Raw genomic sequence first — 19,604 nt, 5'->3', positions numbered from 1 at the left:
TCAGCGTGGTGTGCATGCACGCGTACGCGGATGGATACCGATTGACTAAGGATTTCTACCTCGGCGATCGCGCGATGCGGGAGTCTGGATTCGATCCGAGTTTCAGGTTTGGTCCATTTGACGGCTCGACGCACCACTATGCGCCGGTGTGCCTGAACAGCCTGCTGTATCGCTATGAGCGGGACCTGCAACATATTGCGCTGCTGCTGGGACAAGGCACGGAAGCTTCGCGGTGGGCGAAGAAAGCACAGGCTCGGAACGCGGCAATTCACCGCTACTTGTGGAAACCGCAGCAGGGAGTGTTCGCGGATTTTGATTTTGAGAAGCACAAGTCGTCAGACTATGCGTATATCTCTTCTCTGTATCCGCTTTGGGCAGGCGTGGCATCGCGCGAAGAGGCAAAAAAAGTAGTTGCGAAGCTGAATTTGTTTGAGCGGCCGGGCGGATTATCAATGAGCAACTTCGACTCGGGCATGCAATGGGATGAACCGTTTGGCTGGGCTCCGACGAACTGGGTCGGCGTGGACGGACTGCAGACCGCGGGATTTCGCGATGATGCGAAACGGTTAGCCGCTAAGTGGGATGCGACGGTGGACAGCGGGTTCGCGCATGATGGAACGATTCGCGAGAAGTACAACGTGGTTTCGGGGAATGCGGACGTGCAGGTGAAGACGGGGTACAAGTCCAACGAGATTGGATTTGGATGGACCAATGCAGTGTATCTAAAGATGAGGGAGATTACGGCTGGAAATGAGAGCAAGGCAGCAGATTGAAGATTGAGCAGGATGGTTCAGGGTGTTGCTTTCCCACCCTTGCAATAAAGGCTTCGCGAGGATGGGGCACCCCGGCTTTGGGGCATCCGGCACTCGGCCGGAACAAAATGGGCGCTTACGAATGGAAGTGCCCATTTTGTTTTGAGATGAAGCCGAGTCTACTCAGGCAGGTTTTTGGTGCCGTTAATGTGGAAGTTCTTTGTCAGTGTTTGAGCGGATGTGTCGGGCTGTCCGCCGCCGACGAAGATGGTGTAATCCCCTTCTGCTATCACGGGTTCACCAGCTTCTGTGATCATGCTGAGATCGCGATTCTTCAGATCGAAATGAACCTTTTGGGATGCGCCCGCCGCGAGGTGAACGCGCTGGAATCCGCGGAGCGCGCGGAGTGGCGCTCCCGCAACACCGGGGAACTTGAGGTAAAGCTGCACCACCTCATCGCCTTCCCGGTTGCCGCTGTTGCTGACCGTGACGTCAGCTGAAACCGGATCGCCCGCAGCGACTGTTGGTGTGGGAACGCTGAGATCGCTGTAGGAGAATTTCGTGTAGCTGAGGCCGTAGCCGAAGGGGTAGAGCGGTGTGCCGGTGAAGTAGCGATAGGTGCGGCCCTTCATCGCGTAATCTTCAAACGGCGGTAGCTGGTCGACGCTTTTGTAAAATGTGACGGGCAGGCGGCCGGCGGGATTGTTCTTGCCAGAGAGCGTATCAGCGACAGCCGTGCCGCCCTCTTCGCCGGGATAAAACGCGTCGAGGATTGCGTTGGCGTGTTCGTTCGCCCAATTCACAGCAAGGGCGCTGCCGTTGGTGAGGACAAGGATGATGGGTTTGCCGGTAGCGGCAACAGATTCAAGCAGGTCCTCTTCGGGTTTGGGCAGATCGATGCTGGTGCGGTCGCCGCCTTTGAAGCCGGGTAGGCTGACCTGCATCTCTTCGCCTTCGAGTTCGCTGGTGATGCCGAGAACGGCGATGACGACGTCGGCGTTTTTAGCTGCTTCGGCAGCCTCCGGTTTCGGACTGAAATCAATCTTCGACCAAACGAGTTGTGCGACGGGCTTGCTGTTTTCATTCGGCGCGTAATCAACCTTGAGCGCGGCGGGCTTGCCTGCTTCGAGGTGAACTGTGCCAAGCCTGGGATCAAAAGGATCGCCACCGTAAGAGGACGTCACGTTTTTGCCATCGAGCTGCACGCGGCAGAAACCGCTGGTCTTCAGGCCAAGGTTGTAGTCGCCGGTCTCTGGCGCAGTGATGGAGCCCTCGTAGCGAATCACGAGTGGATGCACGCTGGCGGCTTCGGGCGGGAATGGCTGTGCGTCAGCGTCAAGAGTGGATTCAATCCGCGTGGCGACGGGTTTCATCGCTTCCGGGTTGTTGATGTTGCTCATGTCGAGCTTGGCGAAGCTGACCTTGATGCCAGGCTTGCCATCCACGGTGAGGGCGGAGGCGGGTACGGGCGTTGCATCGTGGCCAAGGAACTGTGTTCCGGAGACATAGGTGATGGTGTCGCCGGAAAATTCCTTGAGCAGTCCATCGAGGATGGAGACGGTGTATGTCGGGGAGCCGTTGTAGTTGCCGAGAAGAACCTTGGTCTGATTGGCGAGCGGGCCGACGACCGTGATCTTAATGCCGCTGGTCTTGAGGGGCAGAATGCCGTCGTTCTTGAGAAGAACCATCGATTCGTTGGCGATCTCATGGGCGAGCTGGCGATTTGCCGGGCTGCTCAGCTGGTTCTCATCAATCTTTGAGTAGGGAACGATCTCGGGCGGGTCAAACATACCGAGGCGCATGCGCGCGGTGTAGAGCCGCACCAGCGCGGTGTCGATTTCACTCTCCTTGAGGAATCCCTGCTTGACTGCGTCGCGATAGGCCTTGTAGTCGCTGTCATCCTTGACGAGGAAGCCTCCATCGGCGCACTCGTTATCCATGCCGCGCTGGAGGCTGATGGCAGAGGCCTCAGGCTGGGTGGGTTTGTAGTGATGGTTCCGGTAGATGTCAACGACCGCTCCGCAATCGGAAACGACGTAGCCCTGAAAGTTCCATTTACCGCGAAGCTGATCCTGCAGCAGAAACTGATTTGCGCAGCCTGGCTCACCATTGATGCTGTTGTAAGCGCACATCACTGAGCCGGCTTTCGCTTCGGTCACCGTGGCGCGAAATGCGGGGAGATACGTGTCGAGTTCATCGTGCTTGCTGACCGTAACGTCGGCAGTGTGGCGCGTGGACTCTGGGCCGCTATGAACGGCGTAGTGCTTGGGGGTGGAAATCGTCTTGTAGTACTTCGGATCATCACCCTGCATGCCGGTTACAAAGGCAACACCCATGCGCGCAGTCAGAAATGGATCTTCGCCGTAGGTCTCCTGTCCGCGGCCCCAGCGAGGATCGCGGAAGATGTTGATGTTGGGAGACCAGAAGTCGAGACCCTGGAAAAACATGTTGGCGCGGTGTTCGCGGACGGCCTGCGCGTGCTTGATGCGCCCTTCTGTGCTGATGACTTCAGCCATCTTGTGGATGGCAGGCGTGTCGAAGGTGGCGGCCAGCCCGATGGGTTCGGGAAACTCCGTAGTGCCGTTGTTGATGACGCCATGCAGGGCTTCGCTCCACCAGTCGTAGGCGGGAATGTCGAGCCGCGGAATAGCGCGAGACTGGTTGACGAGCTGACTAACCTTTTCGTCCAGGGTCATGCGATGAACGATGTCAGCGGCGCGCTGCTCGGGCGGAAGGCTGGGATTGAGATAGGCGGGCTTCTGCTTGTCCTGCGCATGCGCGGAGAAAACGGCGGAGCACAGGGCAAGCCCTGCAGCGAACGATCGAATTCGGGATGAGTTCATAGAGTTCCTCGCGACGGCAGGGATCGCTGGCATACTTTGGCGACACAGAAAGCGTTACCCCTCCGCCGGAAGCCAAAGGTAAAGTGCTGGACGGGGTCCGGTCAAGTCGTAACAATGCGGCAATCTTTCTAAGAAAATCGGTTTTCTCAAGGAGTTCGCAGGAGGCGTAACCTTTCATTGATACCGCGCGTAAGAGGAAGTGAGAAAGGGAGACTGCAGATGCGGGACGATGGAAGCAGCGTCCTCGACAGGTTCCGACAAGGCGACGTGGACGCCTTCGAGACGCTCTTCCGCATGCATCAGCGATCTGTCTTTGGCTGGGTACTGCGCATTGTGCGCGATCCGACTGCGGCAGAAGACGTGACCGTGGAGGCCTTCTGGCGGATTCACCGGGCGCATGCGCGCTTCGATTCAACGCGCGGATTTGAGCCGTGGGCACGACGCGTGGCCACGCATGCGGCGCTCGACTGGCTGCGCAGGCAGAAGCCGGAGAGCAGCGCGGCGCCGGAGATGTGGATGAACGTTGCTGCGCCATCGACTGGGGACGCAGCCGTAGCGGATGAGATTAGGCGAAAGACGGCCGCTGCGTTTGCAAGGCTGCCAGTAAAGCTGCGGGTGGCCGCAGTGCTGGCGGTGGTGGAAGACAGGCCGCACAAGGAAATTGCCGAGGCACTGGGAATCACGGTGGGGGCAGTGAAGCTGCGGGTATTTCGCGCGCTTCGATTGTTGAGAAAAGATTTGCAGGAACAGGGGATCACACCATGACGAAGGACAGGGATCAGGGATCAGGAATCAGGGATCAGGAGGGCGACCGCATGAAGCAGTTGCTGCAGAGCGCTTTGCCCAGCGTTGGAAATAATCCAGAGATGGATCGCGATTTGTGGCCGTCAATGCTGCGCCGGTTGGATGAGCAAACCTCGCGCGGGGCCTCTTCGATCCCCTGGTTTGACTGGGCGCTGGCCGGTGGGCTGATCGCGTTCGCGGCAGTCGCTCCGCGCACGATTCCGGTGATCCTCTATTACCTGTGAAGCGAGCGGGGAAATTCCCGCGGAAAGTGGGGCTAGCGATGAATACACATCCTTATCTGAGGGCGTTTCTGGCTGGCATTCTGGTGCCAACGCTGGTGCTACCCCTCTTGCTGCTCGCATTTATTGTGCTCAGGCTGGGGATGCAGATCTCGTTTCCGATTGAGCGTGGACTGGTGTTTCCGATGGCGCTGGTGCCGGGCCTCTGGGGTATCTGGAGCATGCTGTGGCAGGCGTCGCGCGAGACGACTCATCTGCCATTGGGAGCACACGGAGCGGTTCTGCCGTTGCTGATGGTGCCGGTGGGAGCATTCATCGCTACGTATGCGGGAGTGCTTCACCTCGGAGCATCTTCTGCAACATGGTTCAATATGGTTTCGATTCCGTATGCGCTGATTGCGTGCTTTCTCGTCGCCGCGATCGCAGCGTACTACCTCGCGTGGAAATACGTTGTGGGGTATGTGAACCGCGTGCTGGGGATTGCTTAGAGGCAGCTTCTGGCTTCTAGCTCGGCCTGTGGGAAACCAACTTAGGCAGTTGGAGCGAAGAAGTCCTGCAGGCCGGCGCGGTGGGCGTGGGCGACCATGGTGGATTGAATCTCGAGCGCGAGGGCGAGGGCGTTACGACCCTGACGCGCAGTGACCAGCGGCTCGCGACGAGTGCGGACCGATTCGAGAAACGACTGAATCTCAAGGCGCAGCGGTTCTCCAGGAGTGACGGACGGCTTGAGGAATGAGAGGCCCGGGTTGGGGCTTGCTGCGAGGGCTGCAACTCCTGACGGGTTGACCGCGGCAAGCTGAGCCATGATGGCAGGATCGACGCGCCCACTGGCGATAGCTGCCGCGATCTCCGGCGTGATGCTGGGGTCGAGGCGAATGACAAGCAGGTCCTGACGAGCGTAATCAATCGAGACATAGCTGCGCGGCTGAAAGAAGCGCAGCTTGCGTACGCGTTCTGTGGAAACGCGCGAAGCAGTGAAATTGGCGACACAGCCGGATTCGAATTCGACGCGGACGTTCGCGATGTCGACCTTGGGCGACAAGATGGGCAAGCCGACAGCACGCACTTCGCGGACCGGCGAGTTCGCCATCGTCAACACGATATCGAGGTCGTGAATCATCAGGTCGAGAACAACGTCTACGTCCAGTGAACGGGGCGTAAACACAGATAGGCGATGCGCCTCAAAAAACATGGGACGCCGCAACTGCGGCAGGACGGCAAGCACGGCGGGGTTGAAGCGCTCGAGGTGCCCGGGTTGCAGGATGCGCTTGTTCTTTATGGCCAGATCGAGCAGTTCATCAGCCTCAGCGAGCGTGGCGGCTATAGGCTTTTCGACGAGCAGATCGAGCCCGGCCTGAAGCAGCACGGACGCAACCGCGTGGTGATACACGGTGGGAACGGCGACCGTCGCCGCGTCGAGGCGGAGATTCGCCGCGAGAAGTTCTTCAATCGAGGAGAATACGGGGATGGCGTAGTTTGATTTCGCGTCGGCGGCGCGTGCGCTGTCCGGCTCGACTGCAGCGACCAGAACAACGCCCTGGCCGGCGGTCTCAAGTTCGCGGTAGACACGAAGGTGGTTGCGGCCAAATGCGCCGGCGCCGATGACGGCAACGCGTACATTGCCTTCGCTTGCGATTGCTACGCCCCTTTGCCTTCCACAGCTTTCAGGCAGCGAGAGTAGAGTTGCAGAAGCTGCGCCACATGTTCTTCCGGCTTGGGAGCGGAGGCGCCGCTGAAGCCGGTGCCACCCGCGGCGGGACGTCCCACGCCCGCGGTTCCAGCGACAAACTTGAGCAGGTCGAGAGCGATATCTTCATTGCGGCGGGCGCCTAGACCCGCATTATTGAGCGCTTCCATGCTGATAAGTCTCCGAAGACAGATGCTACCAGATGCGGGCACGGGAATTCTCGCCTGGGGGTACGCGCAAACCGACACGATAACCTGAGAAAGGCGCCGCGGCGCAATTCTGGAAGTGCAAAACAAGCAGATTCTTCGCTCAACACCCCCGAACTGAAAAACGTTCGGGGCCCCGTGCGCTCAGAATGACACCGCCACCTTCTATTGTGAACTTCGAGGGAGGATACCTAGAGATGCCGCTCCGGCCTAACATGAGTGTCTTATTCGCATGAATTCTCGATTTCGTCTCTGGTTTCGCAGTCCGATCTTCCTTTTGAGCCTGGCTGCGGGGCTGATTGCGTTTGCGGTGCAGTCGGGTGAGGTTGGCACCGCGGACACGATGCATCGGCTACAGTCGACGCACGCATTCTGGACTTCAGAGCCGCCTGTGTTTCCCAACGAATACCCGGAGTTTGGTGTGCACGGGCGAAACGGCTCGCTGCAAAGCTGGTATGGCATCGGGCAATCGCTGCTGATGCTTCCGCAGGACGTTCTCGGCACCTATATCGGAAGACTGCACGTATTCGATCGCTACGGCGATACCGATCCCACCGTGCGCGACATCGTGGTGACGTACCTGACGCAGATGTTCGTTACGGTATTGACGGCGCTGGTGTGCTTCAGGCTTTTGCGGCAATTTTTGTTTAGCGTGAACCACTCCATCGCGGGGACGCTGGCCTTTCTGCTGGCGACTACGCACCTGCATTACACGCAGAACATGATGGAGAACAACTACATTTGCCTGCTGACGCTGGTCGGGATCTCGTTCGAATATGAGTGGCTGCATACCGGGAGCAAGCGCGCGCTGGCGATCGGAACCGGGGCGCTCGGGTTGAATCTGCTGACACGGCTGACGACGGGAATGGACCTGCTGGCCAGCGCGTTCTTTGTCCTGCTGGTGCTGTGGTTTGAGGGTGTGCGCGGACGCGCGCTGTGGAGGCGCTGCAGAGAGTATGCCGTGATTGCCGTACCGGTGTTCTGCTTTTTCGGATTCCTCGACCGGCTGTACCAGTTCTATCGTTTTGGCTCGTTCACGAACACGTATGTGAGCCTGGTGGCGAAGGAGACGATTGCGCGCGACCCGAGCCTGCCTTCGAATTATCCCTGGACGACGCCCTGGCATGAGGGGTTCTTTGGTGCGCTGTTCGCACCGGAGAAGTCGATTTTTCTGTTCGATCCCCTGATTATTCTTGCGCTGTTTCTGCTAGTGCTGCATTGGCGAAGAATTCCCCCGGCGGTGCGCGCCTACGCGATTGCAACCTGCCTGATGCTGCTGGCGTATCTCAGCTTTTACGCGCGCTACTTTGCTTGGGCAGGCGACTTCGCATGGGGCGACCGCTACGTTTCGACTTCGGTCGAGTTGGTGGCGCTGATGGCGATTCCTCTGCTGCTGAAATACCGGCACGAGGCGGGACGGGCAGTCTGGATCATGGGCATGGTGCTGCTGGTGGTGAGCGTTCTGATTCAGATTGAATCGCTGATGTTCTGGCTGCCCCTCGAAATCTACCAGGAGGAGACGCTAGGCCATCCGACTTTCGTGATTGCCTTGCGTGCGAAAAACATTGTCGCCTTTGCGCTCGGCAAAATGAACGCGTGGGGTTTGAACAACGTCCCGATGACCCAGGATCCGTGGGACTACGTGCACATCACGTGCTGGAACTTCCTTCCGTTTTTGCTGGGGCGCGTTGGAGAGGCACCGGCCTGGGTGGTTCGCGTGGCCTTCGCGATTTGGTTCACGGCTTTGGCGGCATTAGCGGCAACCCTGGTGCGGATACGACAGGTCGCAACGCACTCACCCAGAGTTAGCGCGCAAGGCGACACACCAAGCTGGCAAAGCCGGTTAGTCTAAACGGATGCGGATCGCGTGTATCGCGCTTGGTGCGAATCTGGCCAGTTGCGCCGGGCCGCCAGAAGCAACGCTGGCTGCTGCCGCTGAACGCCTGGAGAAACTGGGGAGGATAACGGCCCAATCGTCGCTTTACAGCACTGAGCCGGTTGGATTCGCGGAACAGCCGCGATTTGTGAATGCGGTTGTGGCGCTGGAAACAGAGCTTGAGCCGCGCGCATTGCTCAATCAACTGCTGGTTATCGAAAAGGAATTCGGGCGCGACCGTTCGGCATCCATTCCCAATGGGCCAAGGACGCTGGATTTGGATATTCTGCTCATGGGCCATCTGGAAATAAACGAGCCTGGGTTGGAACTTCCCCACCCCAGACTCGCTGAGCGCGCATTTGTGCTGGTTCCACTGCATGAAATTGCTCCGAAGCTGCAGATTGGCGGAGGTGGGAAGACTGTTGAGGAATTGCTACAGTCGCTGCATCAAAGCCATAAAGGTGAAACCGATGCCGTGGTGCGGATGGAAAGCGATCATTGGCGTGCTGCGACACATTCCTAAAGCGGCGCTGATGTTCTGTGGACTGCTGGCAGTCACGATGCTCTGCGCGCAGCAGCCGGTGGCCATCACACTGACTGTCGTCGACAAGTCCGCCGCCGCAATCGCCGGGGCCAGTGTGCAGGCAGCGAACGGGCCGCTACTGGGCCGCACCGATACTAACGGACAGCTCACGATCCACTGTCGCATTCCATGCAGTCTCCGCATCGAGGCACAGGGATTCGCCGGGAAATTCATCGAAGTCAGCGCGAGCGCCACGGTTCAACTCGATCCGGCCGGCGCCAGCCAACAGGTGACGGTAACTGCTTATCGGACGCCGCTCGGACCCCTGGAGAGTCCTGCGACGACGCGGACCTTATCGGCATTCGCGTTGAGCACGACGGCCTCGATCACGATGGATGGTCAGGTGCGGCAGTTGCCGGGCGTGGAGTTGTTTCGGCGATCGAGTTCGCTGGTTGCCAATCCAACGTCGCAGGGCATCAGTTTGCGCGGATTGGGGTCGACCTCGGCGAGCCGGACGCTGGTAATCGAAGACGATGTTCCGCTGAACGATCCGCTGGGCGGCTGGATTCATTGGGAAGAGCCGCCGGAACTGGCGATCAATCGCATCGAAGTGGCGCGCGGCGGGGCCAGCGATCTCTACGGCTCAAGCGCTATCGGCGGCGTAGTGAACGTGATTGACGTGCGCCCCACCAGCACCCAGGGCATCGTGCGTTCCAGCTATGGCGGCCTCGGTACGTATGACGCCAGCGCGCTTCTCGAGACCAAGCTTGGCGCATGGGGACTGCTTGCATCCGGCGGCGCGATCGGTACTGACGGATTTATCCAGGAGGCTCCATACCAGCGCGGGCCGGTGGATACGGCTTCCAATATGCATGGGCAGAACGGTCTAATTGACGCGGGGCATGATCGCGGCCCTCTGCGGTTGTTCGTGCGCGGCAGCGGATTCAACGAGGCCAGAGCGAATGGCACACCCTTTCAGCAGAATGGAACGCGGATCTGGCGCTATGCGACAGGCGCGGACTGGCAAGCACCTCGCAATGCATCCGCGACACTGCGTCTTTATGGATCGACGGAGCATTATCGGCAGACCTTCTCCAGCATTTCCAATGCGCCTACGCCTGCCAATCCAACCTGCTCGTATCGTTGCGGCGAAACACCTACGCGATTCTCTCTGCCGTCGGACAATGAGCTTGGCGCGGCTGCGCTCTGGAGCCAGCCGATTGGCGCGGAGTTTCTTGTGATGGGGGGCGCAGACGTACACGATGTGCGGGTGTGGGATCGGGAGCAGAGCCTTGGGCCGGCCGGGGCGCTCACCAACTTAAGTGTGCACCAGCGCGATTCGGCGGGATTTGCGGAGGCGATGTGGACGCACCACGCCTGGACCGCAACCGCATCGAGCCGGCTGGACTGGTTTCAGAATTACGACGTGCACCTGGTGGTGTGGGACGGATCGACATGGGTGCCAAGCCCGATCCAGCCTCCGGCGAATTACGAAACTCTCTTCGATCCGCGCATGGGCGTTTCACGGAAACTGGGAAGCCACTGGGCCTTATCCGCATCAGGGTTCCGCGCGTTCCGCGCGCCGACTCCAAGCGAACTTTACCGTTCCACGCAGGTGGGCAACAAGCTCACGCTGTCGAATCCCTCTCTGTTGAGTGAGCGTGCAACGGGATGGGAAACGGGCCTAGCGAGCCAATGGCGATGGGGGACAATTCGTACCAGTTACTTTGACACGCAGGTCAACCGCCCCATCGTGGCATTCACGACCAATCCGAACTCATCGCCAATCCTGTTGCTGCGCGAGAACCTCGGTCAGATTGAAAGCCGCGGAGTGGGAATCGATTTCGAAGTCGCACCACGGCCTTGGCTCGCAGTGGATGGTGGTTATCAATATGCGCATGCGGTTGTGTCGCGCGGGACACAGGATCTTGGCAACTGGATTCCTGAGGTAGCTCGGAATATGGGAAGTCTGAATGTGCGCGCATTTCGTCCGCGGCTTGGCACGCTCACGTTGCAGGGACGCATGAGCGGAATTCAGTACGACGATGACGCGAACCAGTTTTTGCTGCATGGCTTTTTTCGGCTCGATGCGTACGGATCGCACGAATTCGGCTCGCGTGTCGAACTCTTCGCGGCTGGAGAAAATCTTTTCAATCGCAGCATTGAAGTTTCGAAAACGCCAACGACAACACTGGCGACACCGCGCACAGCGCGTGCAGGATTGCAATTGCAGCTGGGCGGAGCGAAGTAAGCGCGCGCGAAACCTTCAGCAATTCTTAAGCAAGCAAACAGGACTCATCCAAAAGGCTGACATCTAATTTTCAGATGTGGTGTTTCTGTAAGTGTGAGTGGCCAGGAACAAATCAAGTCACCGCCGTCACAGAAGGAGAAACACCATGAGAATCATCAAGCTTGCACTTGTGGCGGCCCTCGCTGCAGCGCCCGCCCTGACATTTGCCCAAACCACTGCGCAGGAACAACAGAAGAATTCAATTGTGAAACCTGAGTTCAAGCGCGAGTTCAACCAGCAGCAGCGACGCATCGGAAACGGAATCAGCAACGATCGTATAACTCCGCGCCAGGGCGCACGCTTCGAGCGCCAGCAAATGCGTATTCATCGCCAGTTCCGCACCATACGCGCGCGTTACAACGGCCGCTTGACGATGAAGGATCGCCGCATGATCCATCACCGGCAGAATGCAGCTTCGCGCAGGGTCTTCCGCGCCAAACACCGCGGCCGCCGCATTGGGTAAGGATCATAAGCGCGCAGGGAGGCTGTCATCGAACTCTCTGCGCGTTTCCGCTCAACACCCACAAGCTAAAATGACGAAGTGAGCCTCACATTCAATCTGCTCAACACGAGCGACGGTGGCGGCCGGCGCGCACAGATGCACCTGCCGCACCAGACCGTGGAAACCCCGGTGTTCATGCCCGTGGGAACCGCCGGCACCGTCAAGGCCGTTCCGCAGGAAATTCTCGAGCAACTGGACGCGCAGATCATTCTCGGCAATACCTATCACCTCTACCTGCGCCCCGGACATGAGGCTATCCGTCGCATGGGCGGGCTGCATCGCTTCATCAGCTGGCCTCGCGCCATGCTTACCGATTCGGGAGGCTTTCAGGTATATAGCCTCGCCCACTTGCGCAAAGTAACGGACGAGGGCGTGCGCTTCCGGTCTCATCTAGACGGGAGTTCGCACTTTTTTACTCCCGAGCATTCCATGGATGTGCAGATCGCGCTGGGCGCGGATATCTGCATGGCTTTTGATGAGTGCACGGAGTATCCTGCGGACCGGACGCGCGCGGAAGAGAGCCTCCGCTTAACCATGTCATGGGCGCGGCGGTCGCTCGAACATTTCCGTGCGCATCAGGATGAGGTCTCGTGGTTCAACGATCCCAGGTCTCAAACGCGAGACCTGGGGCACCCGCGGGATGGCTTCGACGGGCACCCGCAGAAACTTTTTGGGATCGTGCAGGGCGGGATGTATCACGACCTTCGCCGTGAAAGTGCAGAGCGGCTGGTCGAAATGAATTTCGATGGATACGCAATCGGCGGATTGAGTGTGGGCGAGCCGCGCGAACTTACGCTCGAAGTAATCCGCGAAGTGCTGCCGCTGCTGCCGAAAGACAAGCCACGCTACGTAATGGGCGTGGGCTATCCAGACGAGATTGAGATGTACGCGCGCATGGGTGTGGACATGATGGACTGCGTGATTCCGACTCGCGCCGCGCGTCACGGGCTTCTCTTCACCAGCGAGGGACGCGTCAACATCAAGAACAAGCAGTATGCGGAAGATCAAGGCCCTGCTGATCCTGCCTGCGACTGCATGGTGTGCCGACGATACTCCAGAGCCTATCTGCGCCACTTGATGCAGTGCAAAGAGCCACTCGGCGGGACGCTCAATTCGATTCACAACCTCGCCTACTACCTCGGCATCATGCAGCGAGTGCGCGCCGATCTCGCAGCCAGCGCGGAGGCGCCCGTACCGGCTAGGCCGTAATCGCCGAGCCCAGCAGTTGTTTGAGTGCCTGCACATAATCGCCGAGCTCCTGCCGTCCGTGCTCGGTGATGCGGTAGATCGTTTGCGGTTTGCGCAGTACGAACTTCTTTTCGACGGCGACGTAGCCCGCCTCTTCGAGCTTCAGCAACTGCGCACCCAGGTTCCCATCCGTCGAGCCGGTCTTCGATCGCAGCCACGTAAACTCCGCCTGCTCCACTCCCGCAAGCAGTGAGAGCAGCGCAAGGCGCAGCTTGCCGTGAATCACGGGATTGAGCTCCGGTAGCTCAGGCATGGCTCACACTGCCTGCTCTACGCCGGCGAGCGTCCATCGTCATCGCGTAAATGCCGAACCCGATCTGGCAGATGAAAATGGCAGTCAAAAACACAATTGTGAGCTGTGTGCTCTTCCCGAAGCACGCGAACACTGCACAGGCCCACCACACGACGGCACAGCCGAATTGCAACTTCCACTTCAAGATCATCGCGGATGCCGCGTTGGCGCTCCCCAGCATGGCGCCAAGCACCGCCACCATGATGTGCTGGTCGATTCTGCCGCTCGTCCCTAAAGACAAAAATACGAGAAACATCGAAATTCCCGCCGCGAGCCACACCGCGCCGATAGCGCGCCCGATCGTGGTATTCACGTGATTCTGTCCCCTGCGAGTGGCGACGAGTATGCCCGTCACAATGCAGGCGGTGGTCATCGTGACAGGCCAGACCATCGGATTGCGGATGACACCGCCTCCCAAAATGGCGGCGTAATAGGCAATGCCCCACAGCACGAAGATCCAACCCCAGCTTTCTGTCGAGCGCCTGCCCTCCGCGATCATGTCTTCAATCAATGCAACCCGTTCTCTCAAATCCTGCGTGCTCAGGTGATCGTCCATGGCTATTCTCCTTCCTTGAGATTCTTGTTGGAGACTCACTGCTCATGGGTGAGCAGCATGTCGACGCTGCGATGCGGCGGAGCGCCACCGAAGGTGACGTCGGTGGTCTCCAGCCATTGGCCCTTGGCGGTGAGGTGCATCGTGTTCCGGATCTTTGCCGGTCCCGCATCGAATCCCCACGCGAATCCGTCAGGTTGTACGCTGAGTTCCGTGTCGACGTAGTGTCCGTCGTTGTATGCGCGGAAGTGGTAGGTGTGAGTGACGTCGTCATAAGAGACGATAGCCAGCGCCTGAAACTGCGCCTTGCCATCCGAGCCGGTGCTCTGACCTTGGATAAGGAGAATAAGACCGTCGAGCTTGTACTCGACATTCTCGGCCTGGATAAGCTTTAGCGGCTCGCCGGGCCCGCGCGAGATTGAGACCGGGCCGGACCAATGACCGGCAAGGAAAGCGAGCTTCTTCATGGCGTCGCGCTGGGCTTCGACGCCAGGGGAGGCCGGTTGCTGTGCGGCAAGGGGGAGGGCTAAAGCTGGCAGCAAAACCGCCGCGAGTGCTGTGCCAAGCGCGAATTTGATCGGTTTCCAGGTCATGCTGACCTCACAATCGCTTCCAGCCAGCGATGTCCACGGCCGGAATCACTTACAAGAAGTACTCTACAATATAGAGTTCTCTATGTCAAGTGATTCAATCTCGCCGGAGATGCGGATTTGTGAAATCAACGGTGCCTCAGCTACTTATCGAGCTGTTTTACGAAGAAGTCGGCCATGAAGTGGTTGGCCTCAATCGCCTCGGGTAGTTGCGGGTTGTACCAGAAGGCATGCGGGAGCGCGTCGTAGACGATGAGGCGCGCATCGACTCCTGCGAGGAGGTAGGCGCGATGCAGGTTGATGGTGCCGCTGAGCAGCAGGTCGCGGCCACTGGTGACGAAGAGGGTGGGCGGCAGGCCGTGGAGGTCACCGTAGATGGGCGAGAGGATGGTGTCTTTAGGGTCCGTGGAAGCGACGTAAAACGGATCGTGCGCTCCCGGCTCCGGCGGATCGAGGTGTCCGGCGAGGCCGCGCAGCGCGTACATGGCCTGCGAATCACCGTCGCGGGCAAAGTCGCCCATGCCGCTGAAGATGCCGAGGGCGGCGGGCATGGGAAGGCTGAGCTGCTTGATTTTCGCCGCGACCTCGGCGGTAAGGATGGCTCCAGCCGATGTTCCGTAGATAACGATGTGCGCAGGCTTATAGGTCTTCAGCAGTTCCTTATAAACGGCGATGGAGTCGTCGACGGCAGCCGGAAATTTGACCTCGGGCGAGAGTCGATAGAGAACGGCGACGACCTTGATTCCCGTATAGCTGGCAATCGGAATCGATTCGGTGAAGGAGCCGGAGTCGGAGTTGAAACCGCCGCCGTGCAGGTTCAGCAGCACCTTGTTCTTGTTGGCGGCGGGCAAGTTGTCAGGCGTGACGATGCGGACGGGAACGCCGGCCATCTTTTCTTCGACGATGGTGTTGGGGCAGAGCTTCGACCACTCTTCGCGGGCACGGGCGGTGTAGGCATCGGTCATCTTGCGGCGCTGTTCGAGCGGCTGGGGAGGCCCCTGGTCGGGCTCGGCGCGACTGATGGATTTTTGTGCTTCAGGGCTGATGGTCTGCGGAACCGGCACGACGCGCGTGACATGGGCAGTGCCGTTGGAGTCGATGTAGCTGGTGTCGCGACTGGGGGCCTGGGCCGCGGTGGTGGGCTGCAAGGCCTGTTCTTGCGCGACGGCCAGCGACGACGAAAGTATAAGCGTGATACCAAGGTGGCGAGCGATCCGCAGCATCGTGTCATGTCCTCCGAATAGGTTTCAGTAGCAACGCTGCGGGAACGCAGCCGAACCGTTAACGATAACAGACGGCAAATGCGCACTGGCGTATTCTCGAGCGCCGTAGCATTCTGATCTGGACAGCGGGTGAAGGGGAATTTGGGAGGGATGGCAATGATCGCACGGATCTGGCACGGATATACCAGGCCTGAGAACGCCGATGGCTACGAGGCGATGTTGAAGCCGGAACTGCTTCCGGGAATGAGCAAAATCCCGGGATACAAGGGCGGCATTGTGCTGAGGAGAACGCTGGGCGACGAGGTGGAGTTCATCACGATCATGGTGTGGGAATCGATCGAGAAGCTGCAGGCTGTGGCCGGGCCGCATTATGCGGTCGCGATCATCCCCGAGGATCGCCTGAAGTACCTCACCCGGTATGACAAGGAGTCAGCGCATTACGAAATCAAATCGTTGCAGGGGCTGGCGGGGATTGCGGGCTGAGATTGCCGCTCGGAGCCGATCTGAATCGAGATTGAAGCGCAGTTTGGCGGGTCGGAAAAGAACAAGTGCAGATGTTTCGACTTCGGTCAACATGACAAGGTGTTTGTCGTGAGCACTTTTAAATTGCGGGAAATTCGCCAGAGCCCTGCCGATTCCGGATGCCGTCTTTATGCCTGGTGGGTTACATTGAATTCCCATGACGGCTATTGCTTCCTCCTCCATTCACAATCTCATCGGCGGTAAGTGGATTCCCTCCGCGAGTCCGGCCGGAATTGAACTGCTGAATCCTGCAACGGGCGAAGCGCTGGGGAATTCGCCGGCAGGTTCGGCTGCCGAGGTGGATGCCGCGGTACAGGCGGCGCACACTGCATTCGCTTCGTGGCGCACGGTTCCTGCAGTGGATCGAGTACAGTACCTGTTCAAGTTGAAAACGCTCCTCGAAGAGCATATCGATCACCTCGCCGGCCTGATCACCATCGAAAACGGCAAGACGCTGTCGGAATCGAAGGCAGAGTTGCGTCGCGGAATTGAGAACGTGGAAGTGGCGTGCGGCATTCCTGTGTTGATGCAGGGCTACTCCCTTGAAGATGTAGCGCCGGGAATCGATGAGATTATGGTGCGGCAGCCGCTGGGCGTTTGCGCGGTGATTACGCCGTTCAATTTCCCGTTGATGATTCCGCTGTGGTTTTTGCCATACGCGATTGCAACCGGCAACACCGTGGTGCTGAAGCCGAGCGACCGGGTTCCCTTCTCTGCGGCGCGCCTTCTCGAACTGATTCAGGAAACGGGGTTGCCCGACGGAGTGGTGAACCTGGTGAACGGCGGCAAGACTACAGTGGATGCGCTGCTGGATCATCCGCTTGTCCGGGCAGTGAGCTTTGTTGGATCGACGCCGGTGGCCAAGCATGTGTACGCGCGCGGTTCAGCCAGCGGCAAGCGTGTGCAGTGCCAGGGCGGAGCGAAGAATCACGTCGTGGTGCTGCCTGATGCCGATCAAGAGACCACGACGAAGATCATTGCCGATTCGGCGTTTGGCTGCGCAGGACAGCGATGCCTTGCAGTGAGCGTGACGGTGACCGTGGGTGAGGCGAAAAACTGGTTTCGCGATTCGATTGCGGCGGCGGCTGGTTCTCTGAAAGTGGGCAACGGGCTTGATCCCGCGACCCAGATGGGACCTGTGATTACACAGGCCAGCCGCGAGCGCGTCGTTTCGCTTATCGGGCAGGGCGCCGAGCACGGAGCAGACACGATTGTTGATGGGAGACGAACGAATGGGAACGGCGGTGCTGGATCGTTCGTTGGCCCGACGGTACTTGATGGGCTGCCGGCGACGAGTCCGCTGATGGAGACGGAGATTTTCGGCCCTGTGCTTTCAGTCGTCCATACAGATACGGTGGACGAGGCGGTAGCGATGATTGAACGCTCCGCCTACGGAAATGCCAGTTCAATCTTCACCTCGTCCGGCGCTGCTGCGCGCAAGTTCCGAACTTCGGTTTCAACGGGGAATGTGGGCATCAACATTGGCGTGCCCGCGCCCATGGCGTACTTTCCATTCTCGGGATGGAAGGGCAGCTTCTTTGGCGTGATGCATGCGCAAGGGCGCGATGCCATTGAGTTCTTCACGGACAAGAAGGTGATTGTGGAGCGCTGGCCGAAAGAGTGGTCGCGCAAGTTCTAGTCTGAACTTGACGGCGTCCTTCAGGCTGACCCTTCAGTTAGAAAAGACCGCGGCTAATTCTGTGCAAGCGTGACGGCACTGAGCGGAATCTCCAGCGTTCCTACCTTGCTTGACGAGCTGTCATACACTCCTGTGCGCAGGTAGACATCGCCTGAGGGGGCATCGATCTCGATGTGGAAGCGAATGTCAGCACGCTGATCCACGGCCCACTGCGCTGGGTTGATCAGCAGGCTGATGTTGCGAGTCTCCCAGTTTAGTGGCTTGAAGTCCTGGCCATAGACTACCAGCGCAACCTGCAGCGACTTGCGTCTCATGCCGTCAGCGTCCGGAAGCAGAGACAAGGCGCTGGCTTGCAGGTCGAAACCTACGTCATACCGCATGAGCTTGCCTGTCAGTTGCGCATTCTGCCCGGCGCGGCCAGCGCCGGATCCTGGTTGCACAGTGGAAGGGACCACCTTCAAGCGATAAGGGATCTCTGCGGAGTTGGGCAACCCGTGACCCATCAGTGGAAGCAACGGACTCTTGGCGGGCGCCATGTTCGCCGTTTTGATGTCTCTCTGCGTTAGCTCCAAATAGTGCTTGCGATAGAAGATCTTATAGTTGCCAGTGACCTTCACTTCAACGGTGCGCCCCCGGCCCTCTTCCTTGCGATCACGCGGAACATAAGCCAGCATGTAGTAGCGCGAGCCATGATCAAGGGCGTCTGCAATCTCCTGGTTGATCTCGTTCGCGTGGTAAGCCGTCCCACCTGTATCGTCCGCCCAGATTCCGCTGTCGATTAATCGGGTGGAAACCTGGTGCTTAAAAGCGTCTGGTCCGAGTCCCATATCCGAGTCCACTCCGTGAGCGTCGATGGGATAAACAGATACCCCCGCCTCGGCGAGCTTGTCCTTGGTTTCGCGATAGAAATCGTCGTACCCACAGCCATTGCAGACCGGAAAATTGCCGACAAGCCAGAACAGATTTTTCCTGCCTGGCACGGCAGCGAGATACCGTGCCAAGGATTGAAGAGCATTCAGTGTGGTCCTTAAACTGTCATGTTCATCGACAATTCCGACTCCCATTTTCAGAAAGTGCTGCAGTGCGTCCGCGCTTTCGGTAAGTCGAGGGTTATTTGTCTCCTTCGCCGCTTGCTTCATCTCATCAACCGTAGCCACCAATGCCTGTTGCTCGGCTGGTTTTGAAAGCGACGATGCAGCGGAACGTTTGGAAGTAAATTTTGCGATGGCCGCCCTCAGTGCGGAAGAATCCTGATTGAATCCCTGAATCAGATTTAGCTTTTCGCCGGTGAGCGTGAAGATGCCAATGCGCAAGTTTGGTGGAAGTGAGGCCAGATATTTCACCATCTGCACCTGAGCGTACATTCGGTCCTCGGGCCACGAATTAAGCGCATCCAGGAGCAATACGTTGGTGACGTTATGCGGATCCGCGATAGGAATGTTGGTGAAGGTGTTTGTTGGCAGTGTGGAACGCTGGAGGGCACCTTCTACATTGGTGAAATTTGGTTCAAAGAAGGTAATGACCTGCGGTTTGCCATTTTCCAGAACCTGAAAGTCCTCTTTGCGCAGGCCGGAGACGGCTCGTCCACTCTTGTCCATCACCACGACATCCTCGACGACCGTGCGCACATTGAGTGTGAGCACAGCAGGCGGACCTTCTTCGGATGCAGTTTGTGCAGAGAGTGAATTGAGAGAGAGGGCGATAAGGGTGAAGCCGAGCAGAAGAAGACGGAACCGCGACATGGGTCTCTCTTTGAACGCGTACTGTTGCTGAATCTCTGCTGCAACTCGAAGTTTACTCCTTGCGCCCGGCGCGAATTTCGAGGTTGCATAG

The 19,604-nt window shown here is 58.7% G+C and carries 19 protein-coding genes and 1 pseudogene; 11 read left to right on the top strand and 9 right to left on the bottom strand.

The annotated features are described in order from the left end of the window. Positions 1 to 773, top strand: a 773-nt coding sequence (locus tag WA354_RS08820; RefSeq protein WP_472812637.1) for a trehalase family glycosidase, incomplete at its 5' end; no start/stop codon positions are given. A gap of 158 nt (positions 774 to 931) precedes the next feature. Here the strand turns inward: WA354_RS08820 and WA354_RS08815 are convergent. Beyond that, complete coding sequence (locus WA354_RS08815) at positions 932 to 3,595, bottom strand: glycoside hydrolase family 3 C-terminal domain-containing protein (RefSeq protein WP_472812636.1); 2,664 nt, start codon at positions 3,593 to 3,595, stop codon at positions 932 to 934. A gap of 219 nt (positions 3,596 to 3,814) precedes the next feature. On the opposite strand from WA354_RS08815, the gene WA354_RS08810 reads away from it, so the two are divergent. The 3 genes from WA354_RS08810 to WA354_RS08800 are packed head-to-tail and all read left to right on the top strand — an operon-like array spanning position 3,815 to position 5,108. Continuing rightward, positions 3,815 to 4,360: an RNA polymerase sigma factor gene (locus WA354_RS08810; RefSeq protein WP_472812635.1), complete on the top strand. Its 546-nt coding sequence runs from the start codon at positions 3,815 to 3,817 to the stop codon at positions 4,358 to 4,360. After that, complete coding sequence (locus tag WA354_RS08805) at positions 4,357 to 4,623, top strand: hypothetical protein (RefSeq protein ID WP_472812634.1); 267 nt, start codon at positions 4,357 to 4,359, stop codon at positions 4,621 to 4,623. The genes WA354_RS08810 and WA354_RS08805 overlap by 4 nt, the downstream gene beginning before the upstream one ends. A 38-nt stretch (positions 4,624 to 4,661) precedes the next feature. Continuing rightward, positions 4,662 to 5,108, top strand: a complete 447-nt coding sequence (locus WA354_RS08800; RefSeq protein WP_472812633.1) for a hypothetical protein — start codon at positions 4,662 to 4,664, stop codon at positions 5,106 to 5,108. A gap of 41 nt (positions 5,109 to 5,149) precedes the next feature. Here WA354_RS08800 and WA354_RS08795 read toward each other — a convergent pair whose 3' ends face one another. The 3 genes and pseudogenes from WA354_RS08795 to WA354_RS08785 form a co-directional block, all read right to left on the bottom strand. Then, positions 5,150 to 5,785, bottom strand: coding sequence for a Gfo/Idh/MocA family protein (locus WA354_RS08795; RefSeq protein WP_472812632.1), 636 nt, complete (start codon positions 5,783 to 5,785; stop codon positions 5,150 to 5,152). A 141-nt stretch (positions 5,786 to 5,926) separates the two neighbouring features. After that, a pseudogene (locus WA354_RS08790) lies at positions 5,927 to 6,223 on the bottom strand (Gfo/Idh/MocA family protein); the annotation flags it as partial. A 35-nt stretch (positions 6,224 to 6,258) separates the two neighbouring features. After that, on the bottom strand, positions 6,259 to 6,477 hold the full coding sequence (locus tag WA354_RS08785; protein ID WP_472812631.1) for a hypothetical protein: 219 nt from the start codon (positions 6,475 to 6,477) through the stop codon (positions 6,259 to 6,261). Positions 6,478 to 6,745: 268 nt separating this feature from the next. Between WA354_RS08785 and WA354_RS08780 the strand changes: the two genes are divergently transcribed. The 5 genes from WA354_RS08780 (at position 6,746) to WA354_RS08760 (ending at position 12,913) form a co-directional block, all read left to right on the top strand. Continuing rightward, entirely contained in the window at positions 6,746 to 8,365 is a 1,620-nt protein-coding gene (locus tag WA354_RS08780) for a hypothetical protein (RefSeq protein WP_472812630.1), read from the top strand. Between the two features lie 4 nt (positions 8,366 to 8,369). Further along, complete coding sequence (gene folK, locus WA354_RS08775) at positions 8,370 to 8,912, top strand: 2-amino-4-hydroxy-6-hydroxymethyldihydropteridine diphosphokinase (RefSeq protein ID WP_472812629.1); 543 nt, start codon at positions 8,370 to 8,372, stop codon at positions 8,910 to 8,912. Next, complete coding sequence (locus tag WA354_RS08770) at positions 8,860 to 11,163, top strand: TonB-dependent receptor (protein ID WP_472812628.1); 2,304 nt, start codon at positions 8,860 to 8,862, stop codon at positions 11,161 to 11,163. Before folK ends, WA354_RS08770 begins: the two co-directional genes overlap by 53 nt. Positions 11,164 to 11,308: 145 nt before the next feature. After that, positions 11,309 to 11,665, top strand: coding sequence for a hypothetical protein (locus WA354_RS08765; protein ID WP_472812627.1), 357 nt, complete (start codon positions 11,309 to 11,311; stop codon positions 11,663 to 11,665). 78 nt (positions 11,666 to 11,743) lie between these two features. Next, entirely contained in the window at positions 11,744 to 12,913 is a 1,170-nt protein-coding gene (locus WA354_RS08760) for a tRNA guanosine(34) transglycosylase Tgt (protein WP_472812626.1), read from the top strand. Here WA354_RS08760 and WA354_RS08755 read toward each other — a convergent pair. From WA354_RS08755 to WA354_RS08740, 4 genes are all read right to left on the bottom strand, one after another. Next, positions 12,903 to 13,205: a winged helix-turn-helix domain-containing protein gene (locus tag WA354_RS08755; protein ID WP_472812625.1), complete on the bottom strand. Its 303-nt coding sequence runs from the start codon at positions 13,203 to 13,205 to the stop codon at positions 12,903 to 12,905. The two genes, WA354_RS08760 and WA354_RS08755, sit on opposite strands and share 11 nt — an antisense overlap. Further along, positions 13,198 to 13,800 (bottom strand): hypothetical protein, encoded by a 603-nt coding sequence (locus WA354_RS08750; protein ID WP_472812624.1) that lies wholly within the window; start codon positions 13,798 to 13,800, stop codon positions 13,198 to 13,200. Before WA354_RS08750 ends, WA354_RS08755 begins: the two co-directional genes overlap by 8 nt. 35 nt (positions 13,801 to 13,835) lie before the next feature. Beyond that, complete coding sequence (locus WA354_RS08745) at positions 13,836 to 14,390, bottom strand: hypothetical protein (protein WP_472812623.1); 555 nt, start codon at positions 14,388 to 14,390, stop codon at positions 13,836 to 13,838. Positions 14,391 to 14,530: 140 nt separating this feature from the next. Further along, entirely contained in the window at positions 14,531 to 15,610 is a 1,080-nt protein-coding gene (locus WA354_RS08740; protein WP_472812622.1) for an alpha/beta hydrolase, read from the bottom strand. A gap of 156 nt (positions 15,611 to 15,766) precedes the next feature. Between WA354_RS08740 and WA354_RS08735 the strand changes: the two genes are divergently transcribed. Both WA354_RS08735 and WA354_RS08730 read left to right on the top strand, forming a co-directional pair. Next, positions 15,767 to 16,093: an antibiotic biosynthesis monooxygenase family protein gene (locus tag WA354_RS08735; protein WP_472812621.1), complete on the top strand. Its 327-nt coding sequence runs from the start codon at positions 15,767 to 15,769 to the stop codon at positions 16,091 to 16,093. A 196-nt stretch (positions 16,094 to 16,289) separates the two neighbouring features. Next, the gene (locus WA354_RS08730; RefSeq protein WP_472812620.1) at positions 16,290 to 17,771 is read left to right on the top strand and encodes a CoA-acylating methylmalonate-semialdehyde dehydrogenase; all 1,482 of its coding nucleotides are present in this window, start codon (positions 16,290 to 16,292) and stop codon (positions 17,769 to 17,771) included. 53 nt (positions 17,772 to 17,824) lie between these two features. Here the strand turns inward: WA354_RS08730 and WA354_RS08725 are convergent. After that, positions 17,825 to 19,604, bottom strand: a 1,780-nt coding sequence (locus WA354_RS08725; RefSeq protein WP_472812619.1) for a VWA domain-containing protein, incomplete at its 5' end; no start/stop codon positions are given.

Source organism: Occallatibacter sp. (genome assembly GCF_049802275.1).
Classification (GTDB): Bacteria; Acidobacteriota; Terriglobia; order Terriglobales; family Acidobacteriaceae; genus Telmatobacter.
Note: the sequence above shows the minus strand (reverse complement) of the source record. Positions and strands in the feature narration are given on the sequence as shown.

What these genes read in the sequence shown, in the direction of transcription:
- WA354_RS08745 (WP_472812623.1), bottom strand. Translation starts at nt 14,390, where the DNA reads ATGACCTGGAAACCGATCAAATTCGCGCTTGGCACAGCACTCGCGGCG.
- WA354_RS08730 (WP_472812620.1), top strand. Translation starts at nt 16,290, where the DNA reads ATGACGGCTATTGCTTCCTCCTCCATTCACAATCTCATCGGCGGTAAG.
- WA354_RS08815 (WP_472812636.1), bottom strand. Translation starts at nt 3,595, where the DNA reads ATGAACTCATCCCGAATTCGATCGTTCGCTGCAGGGCTTGCCCTGTGC.
- WA354_RS08770 (WP_472812628.1), top strand. Translation starts at nt 8,860, where the DNA reads ATGCCGTGGTGCGGATGGAAAGCGATCATTGGCGTGCTGCGACACATT.
- WA354_RS08810 (WP_472812635.1), top strand. Translation starts at nt 3,815, where the DNA reads ATGCGGGACGATGGAAGCAGCGTCCTCGACAGGTTCCGACAAGGCGAC.
- WA354_RS08785 (WP_472812631.1), bottom strand. Translation starts at nt 6,477, where the DNA reads ATGGAAGCGCTCAATAATGCGGGTCTAGGCGCCCGCCGCAATGAAGAT.
- WA354_RS08805 (WP_472812634.1), top strand. Translation starts at nt 4,357, where the DNA reads ATGACGAAGGACAGGGATCAGGGATCAGGAATCAGGGATCAGGAGGGC.
- WA354_RS08735 (WP_472812621.1), top strand. Translation starts at nt 15,767, where the DNA reads ATGATCGCACGGATCTGGCACGGATATACCAGGCCTGAGAACGCCGAT.
- WA354_RS08755 (WP_472812625.1), bottom strand. Translation starts at nt 13,205, where the DNA reads ATGCCTGAGCTACCGGAGCTCAATCCCGTGATTCACGGCAAGCTGCGC.
- folK (WP_472812629.1), top strand. Translation starts at nt 8,370, where the DNA reads ATGCGGATCGCGTGTATCGCGCTTGGTGCGAATCTGGCCAGTTGCGCC.
- WA354_RS08800 (WP_472812633.1), top strand. Translation starts at nt 4,662, where the DNA reads ATGAATACACATCCTTATCTGAGGGCGTTTCTGGCTGGCATTCTGGTG.
- WA354_RS08765 (WP_472812627.1), top strand. Translation starts at nt 11,309, where the DNA reads ATGAGAATCATCAAGCTTGCACTTGTGGCGGCCCTCGCTGCAGCGCCC.
- WA354_RS08750 (WP_472812624.1), bottom strand. Translation starts at nt 13,800, where the DNA reads ATGGACGATCACCTGAGCACGCAGGATTTGAGAGAACGGGTTGCATTG.
- WA354_RS08780 (WP_472812630.1), top strand. Translation starts at nt 6,746, where the DNA reads ATGAATTCTCGATTTCGTCTCTGGTTTCGCAGTCCGATCTTCCTTTTG.
- WA354_RS08740 (WP_472812622.1), bottom strand. Translation starts at nt 15,610, where the DNA reads ATGCTGCGGATCGCTCGCCACCTTGGTATCACGCTTATACTTTCGTCG.